At 62.8% G+C, this 14,014-nt stretch carries 13 protein-coding genes; all 13 read left to right on the forward strand.

Translation table 11 applies throughout. From position 1 onward, the window contains the following. Positions 1–21 precede the first annotated feature (21 nt). The 13 genes from ACR42D_RS13910 to pepT all read left to right on the forward strand — a co-directional run bounded on the left by ACR42D_RS13910 (position 22) and on the right by pepT (position 13,852). A complete protein-coding gene (locus tag ACR42D_RS13910; RefSeq protein ID WP_484567390.1) occupies positions 22–240 on the forward strand; it encodes a hypothetical protein in 219 nt (72 codons plus the stop codon). 64 nt (positions 241–304) lie between these two features. After that, positions 305–1,708 carry a hypothetical protein gene (locus tag ACR42D_RS13915; protein WP_484567391.1) on the forward strand — a complete coding sequence of 468 codons (1,404 nt, stop codon included), beginning with the start codon at positions 305–307 and terminating at the stop codon, positions 1,706–1,708. A 21-nt stretch (positions 1,709–1,729) separates the two neighbouring features. Then, complete coding sequence (locus ACR42D_RS13920; RefSeq protein ID WP_484567392.1) at positions 1,730–2,899, forward strand: MBL fold metallo-hydrolase; 1,170 nt, start codon at positions 1,730–1,732, stop codon at positions 2,897–2,899. Between the two features lie 79 nt (positions 2,900–2,978). Next, the gene (locus ACR42D_RS13925; RefSeq protein ID WP_484567393.1) at positions 2,979–4,805 is read left to right on the forward strand and encodes a CobW family GTP-binding protein; all 1,827 of its coding nucleotides are present in this window, start codon (positions 2,979–2,981) and stop codon (positions 4,803–4,805) included. After that, positions 4,802–5,392 (forward strand): MotA/TolQ/ExbB proton channel family protein, encoded by a 591-nt coding sequence (locus tag ACR42D_RS13930; protein WP_484567394.1) that lies wholly within the window; start codon positions 4,802–4,804, stop codon positions 5,390–5,392. The genes ACR42D_RS13925 and ACR42D_RS13930 overlap by 4 nt, the downstream gene beginning before the upstream one ends. Next, the gene (locus ACR42D_RS13935) at positions 5,389–5,823 is read left to right on the forward strand and encodes an ExbD/TolR family protein (RefSeq protein ID WP_484567395.1); all 435 of its coding nucleotides are present in this window, start codon (positions 5,389–5,391) and stop codon (positions 5,821–5,823) included. Before ACR42D_RS13930 ends, ACR42D_RS13935 begins: the two co-directional genes overlap by 4 nt. Next, positions 5,820–6,347 carry a TonB family protein gene (locus ACR42D_RS13940; RefSeq protein WP_484567396.1) on the forward strand — a complete coding sequence of 176 codons (528 nt, stop codon included), beginning with the start codon at positions 5,820–5,822 and terminating at the stop codon, positions 6,345–6,347. Before ACR42D_RS13935 ends, ACR42D_RS13940 begins: the two co-directional genes overlap by 4 nt. 699 nt (positions 6,348–7,046) lie before the next feature. Beyond that, entirely contained in the window at positions 7,047–8,591 is a 1,545-nt protein-coding gene (locus tag ACR42D_RS13945; RefSeq protein ID WP_484567397.1) for an ABC transporter substrate-binding protein, read from the forward strand. Positions 8,592–8,783: 192 nt separating this feature from the next. After that, complete coding sequence (nikB, locus tag ACR42D_RS13950; RefSeq protein WP_484567398.1) at positions 8,784–9,713, forward strand: nickel ABC transporter permease; 930 nt, start codon at positions 8,784–8,786, stop codon at positions 9,711–9,713. Between the two features lie 12 nt (positions 9,714–9,725). Further along, positions 9,726–10,580, forward strand: a complete 855-nt coding sequence (locus tag ACR42D_RS13955) for an ABC transporter permease (RefSeq protein WP_484567399.1) — start codon at positions 9,726–9,728, stop codon at positions 10,578–10,580. Positions 10,581–10,613: 33 nt separating this feature from the next. Then, positions 10,614–11,588: an ABC transporter ATP-binding protein gene (locus ACR42D_RS13960; RefSeq protein WP_484567400.1), complete on the forward strand. Its 975-nt coding sequence runs from the start codon at positions 10,614–10,616 to the stop codon at positions 11,586–11,588. After that, positions 11,585–12,556 (forward strand): ABC transporter ATP-binding protein, encoded by a 972-nt coding sequence (locus tag ACR42D_RS13965; RefSeq protein WP_484567401.1) that lies wholly within the window; start codon positions 11,585–11,587, stop codon positions 12,554–12,556. Before ACR42D_RS13960 ends, ACR42D_RS13965 begins: the two co-directional genes overlap by 4 nt. A gap of 39 nt (positions 12,557–12,595) precedes the next feature. Next, the gene (pepT, locus tag ACR42D_RS13970) at positions 12,596–13,852 is read left to right on the forward strand and encodes a peptidase T (protein ID WP_484567402.1); all 1,257 of its coding nucleotides are present in this window, start codon (positions 12,596–12,598) and stop codon (positions 13,850–13,852) included. Positions 13,853–14,014: the final 162 nt, after the last annotated feature.

Consider the following 14,014-nt stretch of genomic DNA (forward strand, 5'->3'; position numbering starts at 1 on the left):
ACAACCCGTCGGATTGACGCAATGAAAAGAAGAGAATTTTTCGGCCGCTTGATGCCTTTCGGCAGCCAGGCAAGGGAGCGCTCGCGCCAAGAGGCGTCCCGTTCGGAGGAAGAGACCGTGCCTCTGACGGAAAACGAGCTGTTCCTGCGTGCCATGGCCCAAGGCATCGATCCGGCTACCGTCACCCTCGAACAACTGGAAACAATGATTTCGAAATCCGCACCCTCAACAACATTGTAACAAGCAGAGTTGCAGTTCGGGGACCGATCACCCCCGACCGGCAAACTTGGGTCAGGAGTGTAAAATGGACAACAGTAGTGTCAGCTACCTTGAGAGTCGGAAGCTGGTCAAACGCTGGAGCGGGCCGATCCCCGCTCTGGTGAACACGATCGTCATCTTCGCCTTTTTCTATGCCACCTGGTGGATATTTCAGGATCCCCGGGGCCTGATGCGCATGTATACCCCGTACGTGGGCTACATGGTCTGCCGCTGGCTCCTCATCCTCTTCATCTGGGTCGCCTACATCTTCGATTTCTGGCCGTTCAAACGGTCCTGGCTCAAGAAAACGCACCCCCTGATCAAGGGGACGGTGCTCACCCTGGTCAGCGTGGCGGCCATGGTCATCCTCATCAAGGGCTTCTTCGTCGAGATTCTCGGCAACTTCGGCATCGCCTACTTCGACCCGGCCCGGCTCGAAGCCATGGGCATCACCGACTTCTACTCCATCGAATACGCGGCCGAGGCGATCATGATGTTCGCCGCCATCGCCTCCTGGCTTTCTCCGAGTTGGGTGGTGGCCTGCGAAAACGCGCCCTGGCAAAAACTGGAGCAGCCCGCCCGAGGCATCACCATCGCCGTGGTGACCTTCTTCATGAGCATGATCGTCTACTTCCTGACCATGCACTCGCACATGGCCATCCTCTTCTATCCCTGGCAGAAGTTCACGGCCATCTGCCCGCCCTACTGGGAAAACTTCGCCCACACGGTCTCCGGCAACTTCCACATCGCCTGGATCATGTGCTGCACCGTGGTGGTCTGGCTCTTTGAGACCATCTGGGAGCGCTACCCCTTCAACCTGATCAAGCACAACGCCCTGCGCAGGACCGCATCCTTCTTCGGCATCATCGCCATTGCCGTATGCCTGTGCTTCTTCCTGTACTACGCCCAGGATCTGGTCTGGGGCGAGACCATCCGCGGCACCCGCCGTCTGATGGCTCCGGACTGGCGCTGGCTGCACGTCGGAGAAATGGCCATCTTCTGGCTGGTTCCCTCCCTGTACCTGACCTTCTACTGCAACAACTGGCCGACCAAATTCAGCCGACCGGTCAACGTCTGCATCCGCACGCTGCTGACCGCCGTCATGGCCGCCGTGGTCTACATCGTCTACTACAAGACCTCCCACCTGTTCCTGGGAACCCAGAAGGGCTTCTCCCATCCGCAGCAATTCCCGATGATCCCGATGATCTGGCTGATCAACATCTTCCTGATCAACGTCTGGTTCATGGACGGCTGGCCGGGCTGGAAGGCCGTGCCCAAGACCGAAGCCGAGATAGCGGAAGTCCGGGAAGAGATCGTGGCCCACGATGTCAAATGGACGCCGGGCCTGGCCAAGGGCCTGCTTATCGGGCTGTGCGTCGGTGTGCTGTTGTACGTCGCCATCATCAACATCCTGCCCTGGATCGGCGCCAACTTCACCGTTATCAAATAAGCGGGGAACAAGGAGAATACTATGAGCAACGATAAAAAGAATATCAGCAGACGCGACTTCGTGAAGGGAGCCGCCACCGGCCTGGTGGCCGGGGCGTTCGCCGGCATGGGAATGTATTCCTACACCTCCTCGGCCTACAACCGCCTGCCCAAAATCGAAAGAAAGATGCAGAACTTCGGCGCCTGCCGCAGCGTGCGCGTGACCAACATCTCGGAGACGAGCTGGTTCAACAACGCCCACCTCATCGGCGACATCCACGAGGCCGGAGGCCTGCTGGTCAACCAGTACACCCTGAACTGGGCCCCGTTCGCCAACGGCAAAGGCTCGGCCAATGGCTCCTACGAGGAAGGCATCGGCTCCATCAAGGAACTCCTGCCCAATGACCTGAAAAAGGCCTGGGAGATTCAAAAGAAGCTGGCCCTGCACCCGGAAAACCCGGGCGGCTACTCCTGCCTGCTGGAGGTCGAAGCCCTGGACGGAACGGTCCACAAATACCTGCTGGACACAGGCTGGTCCTATGAGTGGATGGAGGACAGCTTCAAACGCGAGGGCATCGACAAGATGCTCGAGGAGCAGCAGATCGAGGCCCTGTTCATCTCCCATGAGCACTGGGACCACTTCTGGGGCCTGCCGGTCACGGTCAAATACGACAACCGCATCCCTCTCTACGTGCACGACGGCTTCTACAAGGAAGGCCTCCAGTACATCAAGGACTGCGGCTACAAGGGCGACATGACCATCGTGGACAAGCCGATCACCGAGATCATCCCGGGCATGGCCCTGCTCAAGTTCGACGTGCCCATCATCAACCGCGTGTTCGGCGAGACCTCCCTGGCCTTCAACATCAAGGACAAGGGGCTGTTGCTCATCTCCGGCTGCTGCCACCAGGGCATCCTCAAGTTCGCCAACTTCGCCCAGGCCAACCTGAAATACGACAATGACCGGTTCTACGGCATCTACGGAGGGCTGCACATCTCGCCGTTCGAGGACTGGGATCCCAAATATGACGACCTTGTCATATCCCTCGGCCAATGGGGCTTCGAGCGCATCGGCTGCAACCATTGCACCGGCCACCTGACGGCCAAGAAGTTCATCGAAGCCGGTTATCCGGTGGTGCGCGGCACCGCCCGTTTCCGTTCGGCCTCCAAGGACTACCTGGGCAATGGAGACAAGATCAGTTTCGGTTGTTAGTCACCTCACCTCAACACCACCCCCATCAGGCCCGGTCCGCCGTCACGGCGGGCCGGGCCGCCCCAAGCGAGGACCCGCCATGCGACTCACAGCCGTACTGCCGAATCAACGGAGCCTGAACAGACGGATCGACCTGCCTGAAATGCTGACCAACTGCCTGTTGGCAGCCTGCCAACACCAGGAGTTCAAACGGCTGGTCGGCTGGAAGGGGATGGCCGTGAGTCCCCGGGGCGCACAGGGCTGGACATTGAAAATCCGCGCCCGGCCGGGTGTTTTCGGGCTGGCCACGGAACACACCTGGAAGGACGGGCAGGGGCAGCACGCCCGGCTCGGGGTGCACTATTTCCCGGCGGCGGAGGAACCGCTGCTGGAGACCATGTCCCTGGCGGCCAATCACGCCTCGGCCCAGCCTGACTATCTCGAAACGGTGCGCCGTTTTACGGCCATGGGCGAATGGGCGGTCCCCTTCCGCATGGGCGCCCTGACGGCGTCGCTCGCGCCGGAGGAAAACGGGCTGATCCTGCAGTGCGAGGCACTGAACAGGAAATTGAGCATTGCCCGGGACGGCGTGAAAACGCCGGACGACAGGTGGGTCATCCCTCCCGGCGAGGCCGAGGAGGATTTCCCGGCCCACGAGATCTCCCTGGATTTCCTTCTGGTGCTGGCCGCGGCCGTAGCCAACAGCCTGAACGAGCCCCCGTGCAGGGTGGGACGCGGCAGGACCCCTGACAACGGGATACTCTTTGACGGCACCGGCAGGCGGTCGCTCCTTGACCATGGCATAGAGAGGGTCAACGACCTGCTCTGCTGGGGCGACCGGGAAACCCTGGCCGCCATGGCGTCTCTACCGCTTGCGCAGTGCGAGGTTGCCGCCGGTCCCGATGCAAGGGCCGCCCTGCCCGCCCCGCTGAACGACGCCCTGTTCTGGAGGACCCACGACATGCAGGGACTCTCCCTTGACCGGACCTATGCCCCGGCCTTTGACAACCGCCCCGGCCTGATCGTGCTCAGCGGTTTTCTCGGCTCGGGGAAAACCACATTTCTCAACCAGCTGCTGGAGTACTACGCGGCCCGCGACGAGCTGGTGGCCATCATCCAGAACGAAATCGGCCAGACCGGCGTGGACGGTAAGTTGCTGGAAGGCGACGATTCCATCGTGGAGCTGGACGAAGGGTGCGTATGCTGCACCCTGGCCGGCAACCTCTCCAAGGGCATACGACAGCTCAAGGCCCGGTTCTCCCCCAAGGTCATCGTGCTGGAGGCCACCGGGCTGGCCAACCCGTTCAACATCCTCAACGAATTGGACACGCTGCGTCCCCTGGTGCGCCTGGAGTCCATCACTACCCTGGTGGATGCGGCCAATGCCCCGAATATTCTGGCCAACCACGAAATCGCCCGCGACCAGATCTCGGCGGCGGACACGATCCTGCTCAACAAATGCGATCTGGCGGACAAGGATGAACTGACCGCCCTGCGCGAGACACTGCGCGAACTGAACCATCGGGCCGTTCTGGTGGAAACGGAGTTCGGGGCCGTCAACCCCGGCCACATCTACGACATGGACCCGTTCGAACAGCACGCGGGCCTCCTGCCCTCCTTGCCGCACCGGACGCACCACGATCATGCCCGCGAAGGCTTCACCTCGCAGCGGTTCATCTTTTCGTCCGCCCTCGATCGCGGTCAACTGCTGAACACGCTGGACGGCCTGCCTGAATCCGTATTCCGGCTCAAGGGGATAGTCCACCTCGCGGACTGTCCGCAGCCTGTGGTGGTTCAATATGTATGCGGCCGCCACGAACTCTCCCCCCTGGGCGACGAATTCGACCAGCCGGGCTTCCTGGTGGCCATCGGCAAAGACCTTATCGACCTCCCCCGGCTGGAGGAACTGCAAAGAGGAAACGCATGAGTATTCTGCAACAGGGCGGCTTCATGATGTGGCCGCTGCTCATTCTGTCCGTGGCGGCCCTGGCGGTGATCCTGGAACGGTTCGTGGCCTTCACCACCCGCCGCTTCCCCTCTGCGGAGGCGCTGAGTTCCCTGCTCGACACGTTCCGCACCCAGGGCGGGGAGGCCGCCATCAAAAGCGTGGAGGAAACAGCCCCGGCCTTTGGCCCCTTTTTCTCGGCCTGCTTCTCCCCGGATACGGGAAACCGTGAAGCGGACATCCAGGCCGCCGGCGACGAGGTCCTCTTCCAATTCAACGCCCGGCTCGACTTCCTGTCCACGGCCGCGGCCACGGCCCCGCTCATGGGACTGCTGGGCACTGTACTGGGCATGATCAACGCCTTTTCCCGGCTCTCATCGTCGGGAGACGTGGACATCACCATGCTGGCCGGGGGAATCTGGCAGGCCCTGCTGACCACGGCCGCCGGGCTGAGCATCGCCATCCCGGCCGTGCTGGCTCACCGCTGGTTCTGCCGCGAATACGACAAGATCGCCCATACCATGCAGCACGCGGCGCGCCACATCCCCGTTCCGGATACGGAGTCATGATCAATTTCAAGCGCAACGCCCCCAGACCGGCCTCTCCGGACATCACTCCGCTGCTGGACGTCGTCTTCATCCTGCTCATTTTCTTTGTGGTCTCCGCGGTCTTCACGGCCAAGGGCGTGGACATCGAACTGCCCTATGCCGAGACGGCCAGGGCCGTGACCGGCAGGTCCATGGAAATCGAGCTGAAGGAGAACGGGGATATCCTCTGCGACACCGCACCGGTCACGCTGAACGACCTGACCCATCTTTTGCGCGACACCTCCGACCGGCCCGTCTCCCTGCAACCGGACCACATCCTGTTGAAGTCCTCACCCGAGGCGCGGGTGGAGCGTTTCGTGAAGATCGTCGACCTGGTGCGCAAGACCGGGTTCAACAACCTGGTCATAGCGACCAACACCCGCCCCCACGACACGGGAGAAACGGCCCAGTGACTTCCCGGCGGACAATCTGGGCCTGCCTGGCCATATCGCTCTGCCTGCACTGGTTCTTGCTGCAGCAGCCCTTGAGGCAGGCCCCGGAACCTTCCGGCGAGACCATCGCTATCCAGGCGAACTTCGACCTCTCAGTCTCCACCACGGGCAGCACCGAACTGGCCCTGGAACAGGGGGTGACGCCCGACGAGGATGAAATCGACCACGAGGATGCGGCCAGACGGCTTCGGCAACAGGCCCTGAAAAAATTTCTGGCCCGGGTGCACAGCGCCGTGGAACAACGCCGACGCCCGCCGGGAAGCGACCTCGCCGACCTGATCGGCAATGCCCGCTACCAATTCCGCATCCGCCCGGACGACACCTTCTCCGACATCGTCATGCTCCACTCCTCGGGCAATTCCAGGCTCGATGCGGCCGCGCGGCAGGCCATCCAATCCGCCAGCGGCACGATCCAACGTCCCGCCATCCTCAAGGGCCAGACATGGACCATTTCCATTACGGTCAAGTACCAGTATTCGCTTTAAATCCTAGGTGGATGGCAAGGCGGAAAACAGGCGCCCACAAGGGAATAGCGCCCCAGTAAACTCAAGGAAGGCTTCGGGATCGACAGTTCAAATCGCCCAAAGCGGTCCGCCGAAAACGGCGGACACAGAGCGGGCATGTTCCTGAAATTCCGCCATCGGGCATGAAAAATAATTCAGTACATCTACTTTAACCCATGGACTGTATTGCTTCGCAGCTGAAGGGAATTAACCCCCCGCCCCCTTGAAGGCCATTCCAACTCTTACGGGGGACACTCAGAGAATGTCCGAAATGTCCGAATTCAAAAACACTGAAGAAAACTGTCCATCGATAGACTCAGTCGATGAAAACCTTTCTATACGTTGTCAAAACTATAGAATAACGTATCCGTCATTACCTTTTGTTGTCGGCACTCTCATGCATCCTGGCCCTCGGCACTTATCTCGGGGAACCGCTTTTCCGATACCTCCGAGTGCATGGGAGGGTGTCGGAGTGAGACGACTACTCAATTGACAACACACACTTTCCTATGCAAATTGAGCCCCCTCTGAAGCGCGCGTTGGTCGCGGTGCCAAGGAGAATCAGGACGCCGAAAACAGTCCTTTATCCCCTCCGACATCCGATTCCTCCCTCCCGCAACTCCCGTCCGCTTCCGGCATCCTGTTCCGGAATATTGTTTTTCTAATTTTTGAGAGGTGTTGATGAGCTTCAAGTCCCTGCTGAGAAAGACGGCCAAATGGCTGCTCCCGTCCCTGCTCCTTTTGACCGTCGCTGCGCCCGGGGCCATGGCCCGGACGTCCAGCCACCCCGACACGCTGGTCGTGGCCACCACCTACGACGCAAAGACGCTTGACCCCTACATGACCAACGACGTGGCGTCTTCCAACGCCATGCGCCAGATCTACGAAACCCTGGTAGCCATCGACGACGCGGGCAACGTGGTCCCGTCCCTGGCCGAGAAGGTCGAACGCGTCGACGGCACCACCTACCGCTTCACCCTGAAGAAGGGCGTGAAGTTCCACAACGGCGAGCTCCTGACCGCCGACGACGCCCTGTACAGCCTGCGGCGCGCCTACGAGAAAGGTGCTGCGGTCCGCCACATCATGGGCGTCATCGACCCCGTCGGCTTCAAGAAGATCGACGACTACACCTTCGAGGTGAAGACCAAGGAGCCCATGAGTTCCTTCCTGGCCGCCCTGACCCACTTCGGCGGCGGCGTCATCCTCAACCGCAAGGCCGTCGAGACCGCCGGTGACGACTACGGCTTCAACCCGGTCGGCACCGGCCCCTACGAGTTGGTCACCTGGAGGAAGGGCGACCGCATGGAGCTGGAGCGGTTCGAGGACTACCACGGCGCCAAGCCCGATTTCCGGAAGATGGTCCTGCGCGTCATCCCCGAGGCGTCCAACCGGACCATCGAGCTGGAGAGCGGCAACGTGGACATCGCCTTTGAATTGTCCTCCCTGGACGTCTCCCGCGTGAAGGCCAATCCGAACCTGAAGCTGGTCTCCCTGGTGGACAACTCCGTCACCTATCTCGGCTTCAACTGCAGCAAGCCGCCCTTCGACAACCAGAAGCTGCGCCAGGCCATCTTCACGGCCATCAACATCCCGGCCAGCGTCAAGGCCGTGTTCCGCGGCAACGCCTATCCGGCCGCCGGCGTCATCGCCCCCAACGTGAAGTACGCCAACCCGGCCCTGGAAGTGCCCAAGGCCGACCTGGAAAAGGCCAAGCAGCTGCTGGCCGAGGCGGGCTACCCCGACGGCCTGACCACCACCCTGTGGACCAACTCCAAGAAAGTCCGCGTGGACATGGCCACTATCATCCAGGCCCAGCTGAAGAAGATCGGCGTGGACGTGAAGATCCAGGTCCTGGAATGGGGTGCCTATCTCCAGGGCCTCAAGGAGTTCAAGCACGAACTCTTCCTCGTGGGCTGGACCTGCCAGACCCCCGATCCGGACATGGCCGTGTACCCGACCTTCCACTCCTCGCAGATAGGCGGCAACAACTTCGCCGCCTTCAGCGATCCCGCCGTGGACGAGCTGCTGGCCAAGGCCCGCGTCACCCCCGACGGACCAGAGCGCCAGTCCATGTACTACGAGATCCAGGACCAGCTGCGCGACAAGGCCCCGTGGGTGCCCCTGGCCAACAAGAAGTACGCCTTCGGCCTCCAGGACTACATCACCGGCTTCACGCCCAGCCCGTTCGGGTTCCACGCCCTGTACGAGGTCAAACTCAAGAAGTAGCGATTGCGCGGGGAAGACGGCCCGAGGGCCGTCTTCCCCTTTTCCTTCCACTGCCCGGCGCACGCCCGACAGGCCGCGTCCCTCGGAAGGCGGACTTTATCCAACAGCACTCCTCTTGCTCCGGCGCGCTGGGCCCGGCCCCATCCGGTCCGCCCCCAGACCGCCTCCGAGCGAAACGAAAAGGAGATTCCCGTGCTCAGATACATCCTGAGACGTTGCGTCATGCTGATCCCCGTGATCCTCGGCGTCGTTTTTATCGTATTTCTCATGCTCTACGTCACGCCCGGCGACCCTGCGCGGATGGTCCTCGGCGAACAGGCGCCCCAGGCCGACGTGGACAACCTGCGCCAGGAGATGGGCCTCAACGATCCCTTCCTGCTGCAGTTCGGCCGCTACGTGTACAAGGCGGCCGTGGAAGGCGACATCGGTCGTTCCTACATCACCAAACGGCCCGTCTGGGATGAGCTCATGGCGGCCTTCCCCGTAACCCTCAAGCTGTCCGCCCTGGCCATGGGCATCGCCCTGCTCGTGGGCATCCCGTGCGGCATCGTCACGGCCGTCAAGCAGTACTCGATCTTCGACAACATCGTCACGCTCTTCGCCCTGATCGGCATATCCATGCCCGTGTTCTGGCTCGGCCTGCTGCTGATCCTGCTGTTCACGGTCAAGCTCAACTGGCTCCCGCCATCGGGCTTCGACAGTTTCGACGCCATGATCATGCCCGCCGTAACCCTCGGATTGCAGAGCGTGGCCATCATCACCCGCATGACCCGCTCCTCTATGCTTGAAGTCGTGCGCCAGGACTACATCTGCACGGCGCGGGCCAAAGGCCAGAAGGAGAGCGTGGTCATCCGCAAGCACGCCCTGCCCAACGCCCTGGTGCCGGTGGTGACCATCGCGGGCATCCAGTTCGGCATCCTGCTCGGCGGCGCGGTCCTGACCGAAATCATCTTCTCCCTGCCCGGCCTGGGCAGGCTCATGGTCAGCTCCATCGAGATGCGGGACTATCCCGTGGTCCAGGGCGGGGTGCTCTTCATCGCCCTGGCCTTCTGCCTGGTCAACCTCGGGGTGGACCTGATCTACGCCTGGCTCGATCCCCGGATCAAATCCCAGTACACCTAAAGGACCTTTCCCATGCAAAACAAACGGCATTCCCTCTGGGGCCAGGTCTTCGTCCGCCTCAGGAAGAACCGCATGGCCCTGTTCGGCCTGGCCATCCTCCTCGGCCTCGTGCTCACCGCGATCTTCGCCAATGTCATCGCCCCGTTCCCCTTTGACGAACAGGACCTGTTCGCCACCCTGGAGGGACCGTCCGCGGCCCACTGGTTCGGCACGGACGAGTTCGGCCGCGACATATTCAGCCGCATCATCTACGGCAGCCGCATCTCGCTCCAGGTGGGCTTCGTGGCCGTGGGTTTTTCCGTGGCCGTGGGCGGCTTCCTCGGCGCGGTGGCCGGCTACTACGGCGGCAAGATCGACAACATCATCATGCGCGTCATGGACGTCCTGCTGTCCATCCCCCAGCTGCTGCTGGCCATCTCCGTGGCCGCCTCCCTGGGACCCGGCCTGCTGAACCTGATGCTCGCCGTGGGCATCGCCGCCATCCCGCAGTACGCCCGGCTGGTGCGGGCCTCGGTCCTGTCCATCCGCGACCAGGAGTTCGTGGAGGCGGCCATCTCGGTCGGCTCCAGCGACCTGCGCATCATTTTCAAGCACATCCTGCCCAACTGTCTGGCTCCGATCATCGTCCAGGCGACCCTGGGCGTGGCCTTCGCCATCCTCATTGCGGCGGGGTTGAGCTTCATCGGCCTGGGCCTGGAGCCGCCCACCCCGGAATGGGGCGCCATGCTCTCCGGCGGCCGCGAGTTCATCCGAGACTACCCGTACATGACCCTGTTCCCCGGCCTGGCCATCATGATCACCATCCTCGGCCTCAATTTCCTGGGCGACGGCCTCAGGGACGCCCTGGACCCGAAGCTGCGCAACTAGACAGACAACAGTCCCCAACGGGAGTGACCATACATGTCGAACACATCACTGTTATCCATCAAAGACCTTCACGTCCGCTACACCACGGACAACAGCACCGTGCAGGCGGTCTCCGGCCTGAACCTGTCCATCGAGAAGGGCCAGACCCTGGGACTGGTGGGCGAGACCGGCGCCGGAAAGACCACCATGGCCATGTCGGTCATGCGCCTCATCGCCGAGCCGCCGGGCAGGATCACCGACGGCGAGATCCTCTTCGAGGGCCAGGACCTGCTCAAGGCGTCTCCCGCGACCATGCGCAAGGTGCGCGGCGGCAAGATCGCCATGATCTTTCAGGACCCGATGACCTCCCTGAACCCGATCATGCCGGTGGACGAGCAGGTGGCGGAAATGATCGCCCTGCACAACGACGTCAACAAGCAGGAATCGCTCAAGCGGGCGCTGGCCATGCTCGAAACCGTGGGCATCCAGCCCGACCGCGCCGGAGAATACCCCCACCAGTTCAGCGGCGGCATGAAACAGCGCGTGGTCATCGCCATCGCCCTGGCCTGCAACCCCGCCCTGCTCATTGCCGACGAGCCGACCACGGCCCTGGACGTGACCATCCAGGCCCAGGTCCTGGAGCTGATGAAAGGGCTGAAACGTAAATTCGACACCGCCATGATCATGATCACCCACGACCTCGGCATCGTGGCCGAGACCTGCGACCACGTCGCCATCATGTACGCGGGCCGCATCGTGGAGCAGGCGGACACCGCCTCCCTCTATGCGGACCCGAGGCACCCCTACACCAAGGGGCTGTTCGCCTCCATCCCCAACGTGGAGGAGGAGCGCGAGTCCCTGGCCGTGATCCCCGGCCTGCCGCCGGAGCCGACGGACATGCCCACGGGCTGTCCCTTCCATCCGCGCTGCTCAAAGGCCATGGACCAATGCAGGGTGGCCGCTCCGGCCCCGGTGTCCGTGGGCGGCAACCACCTCGTGGCCTGCTTCCTGGAAGGAGGTGCGGCATGAGCGCGCCCTTCGTTCAGGTCAGGAACCTGAAAAAGTACTTTCATACCCGGAAGGGACCGCTCCACGCCGTGGACGACGTCACCTTCGACATCGCCAAAGGCGAGACCCTCGGCCTGGTGGGCGAATCCGGCTGCGGCAAGTCCACCACCGGCCGCGCGGCCATCCGGCTGCTGGAGCCGTCCGAGGGCCAGGTGATCATCGACGGCCAGGACATCCTGCTCCCCCAGCGCCGGGAGGTGAAGGCGCTGCGTTCCAAGATGCAGATGGTCTTCCAGGACCCATACTCCAGCCTCAACCCCCGGCTGTGCGTGGCCGATCTCATAGCCGAACCCCTGGACGTGAAGCGCATAGGCTCCTCGGCCGAAAGGGCCAAGCGCGTCCGAGAGCTGTCGGACATAGTCGGCCTGAGCCGCAACCTGGAGAACGCCTACCCGCACGAGCTGGACGGCGGCCGCAGGCAGCGCGTGGGCATCGCCCGTGCCCTGGCCCTGAACCCGGAGTTCATCGTCCTGGACGAGCCGGTCTCGGCCCTGGATGTATGCATCCAGGCGCAGGTGCTCAACCTGCTGGACACCCTCCAGAAAGAGATGGGACTGACCTACCTGTTCATCTCCCACGACCTGTCGGTGGTGCACCACGTCTCCGACCGCATCGCGGTCATGTACCTGGGCCGCATCGTGGAGCTGGCCGACTACAAGACCATCTTCGCCAACCCGCTGCACGCCTACACCAAGGCGCTTCTCTCGGCCATCACCATCCCCATTCCGAACCTGGCACGCAATCGCATCATCCTGGAAGGCGACGTGCCAAGTCCGATCAACCCGCCCTCCGGCTGCCGCTTCGCGGGCCGCTGCTACTACGACAAGATCGACGCCTGCACCTGCGAGACGCCCAAGCTCACGGAAGTGGCCGAGGGGCATTTCGTGGCCTGTCACGTGGTCGAACGCCAACTGGCCGGGCTGGTCTAGCCGGACCGCGCCGATCAGCCGCGTCAACAAGGAGAATACATGTCCGCTTCAAAACTCGATATCATGGAAGAACGGTTCGTCCGCTACTGCAAGGTGGACACCCAGAGCGATGCCGATTCCCCCGCCACTCCCAGCACCTCCTGCCAGCTCGCCCTGTCCCGCATGCTGGTGGACGAATTGAAGGGACTCGGCATCGACGACGCCGAGCTCACCGAATACGGCGTGGTTTTCGGCACCCTGAAGGGCAACGTCGCCGACCGCGAGGTCCCGACCATCGCCTTCGTGGCCCACGTGGACACCGCCCCCTCGTTCTTTGCCGAGGGCGTCAAGCCGCTGGTCCACCGCGACTGGGACGGCCGGGCCATCGTCCTGCCCGATGACCCCGAAGTGGTCATCGACCCGACCATGCAGCCCTACCTGAGAAACAAACAGGGCGAGACCATCGTCACCGCCAGCGGCACCACCCTGCTCGGGGCCGACGACAAAGCGGGCATCGCCATCATCATGGGCCTCATCGACCACCTCAAGGCGCATCCGGAGATTCCCCGTGGCGACGTCCGCATCTGTTTCACCCCGGACGAGGAGATCGGCCGGGGCGTGAGCGACGCCATGGTCCGCGACCTCAAGGCCGACTTCGCCTACACCCTGGACGGCGAGAATCCCGGCGACCTGGTGGCCGAGACCTTCTCGGCGGACAAGGCCGTGGTCAACATCAAGGGTGTCTCCATACACACCTGCTGCGCCAAGGACAGGCTGGTCAACGCCCTGTACCTGGCCTCGGAGATCATCGCCCTGCTGCCCAAGGACCATCTCAGCCCGGAATCCACCGAAGGGCGCGAAGGATTCATCTTCGTGGACAGTATCGAAGGCAACGCCGCCGAGCTGAACATGGCGATCAACCTGCGCGACTTCGAGCTGGACGGCCTGGAGAAGCAGGTCACGCTGCTCCGGACCCTCTGCGAGCAGGTCAACCGGACCGAGCCCAGGGCGCGGATCACCTGCACCGTGACCCCCCAGTACCGGAACATGCGCTACTGGCTGAAGGACGACCCCCGGCCCGTGGACATCGCCAAAAGGGCCTACGCCGACGAGGGATTCCCCCCGAACATGCTCGCCTTCCGGGGCGGCACGGACGGTTCGATCATGACCGAGAAGGGCATCCCCACCCCGAACATCTTCTGCGGCATGCAGGCCCCCCACGGCCCCATGGAATGGGTCAGCCTCCAGGACATGGACAAGGCCCTGAGCATCTGCGCCCGCGTGGTCCGCTACTGGGCCGAGGACGCCCGGGCGTAACCTCGCCTTGCGGACGCCACGAACCGAAAACAAGGGCCTGCGGAGCAACCCCGCAGGCCCTTTGGTTTGTCGCGCGGCCACAATCCCCGCTCCACGGTTCCACGCACGGACTCCGGCCAGCCCCCCTGCCCTCCGGGCTCTCACCAAAAATCGGCGGGAAGC

The organism is Pseudodesulfovibrio sp. lm2024 (assembly GCF_051175575.1).
Lineage (GTDB): Bacteria > Desulfobacterota > Desulfovibrionia > Desulfovibrionales > Desulfovibrionaceae > Pseudodesulfovibrio > Pseudodesulfovibrio caledoniensis.

What these genes read in the sequence shown, in the direction of transcription:
- ACR42D_RS13910 (WP_484567390.1), top strand. Translation starts at nt 22, where the DNA reads ATGAAAAGAAGAGAATTTTTCGGCCGCTTGATGCCTTTCGGCAGCCAG.
- ACR42D_RS13915 (WP_484567391.1), top strand. Translation starts at nt 305, where the DNA reads ATGGACAACAGTAGTGTCAGCTACCTTGAGAGTCGGAAGCTGGTCAAA.
- ACR42D_RS13920 (WP_484567392.1), top strand. Translation starts at nt 1,730, where the DNA reads ATGAGCAACGATAAAAAGAATATCAGCAGACGCGACTTCGTGAAGGGA.
- ACR42D_RS13925 (WP_484567393.1), top strand. Translation starts at nt 2,979, where the DNA reads ATGCGACTCACAGCCGTACTGCCGAATCAACGGAGCCTGAACAGACGG.
- ACR42D_RS13930 (WP_484567394.1), top strand. Translation starts at nt 4,802, where the DNA reads ATGAGTATTCTGCAACAGGGCGGCTTCATGATGTGGCCGCTGCTCATT.
- ACR42D_RS13935 (WP_484567395.1), top strand. Translation starts at nt 5,389, where the DNA reads ATGATCAATTTCAAGCGCAACGCCCCCAGACCGGCCTCTCCGGACATC.
- ACR42D_RS13945 (WP_484567397.1), top strand. Translation starts at nt 7,047, where the DNA reads ATGAGCTTCAAGTCCCTGCTGAGAAAGACGGCCAAATGGCTGCTCCCG.
- ACR42D_RS13955 (WP_484567399.1), top strand. Translation starts at nt 9,726, where the DNA reads ATGCAAAACAAACGGCATTCCCTCTGGGGCCAGGTCTTCGTCCGCCTC.
- ACR42D_RS13960 (WP_484567400.1), top strand. Translation starts at nt 10,614, where the DNA reads ATGTCGAACACATCACTGTTATCCATCAAAGACCTTCACGTCCGCTAC.
- ACR42D_RS13965 (WP_484567401.1), top strand. Translation starts at nt 11,585, where the DNA reads ATGAGCGCGCCCTTCGTTCAGGTCAGGAACCTGAAAAAGTACTTTCAT.
- pepT (WP_484567402.1), top strand. Translation starts at nt 12,596, where the DNA reads ATGTCCGCTTCAAAACTCGATATCATGGAAGAACGGTTCGTCCGCTAC.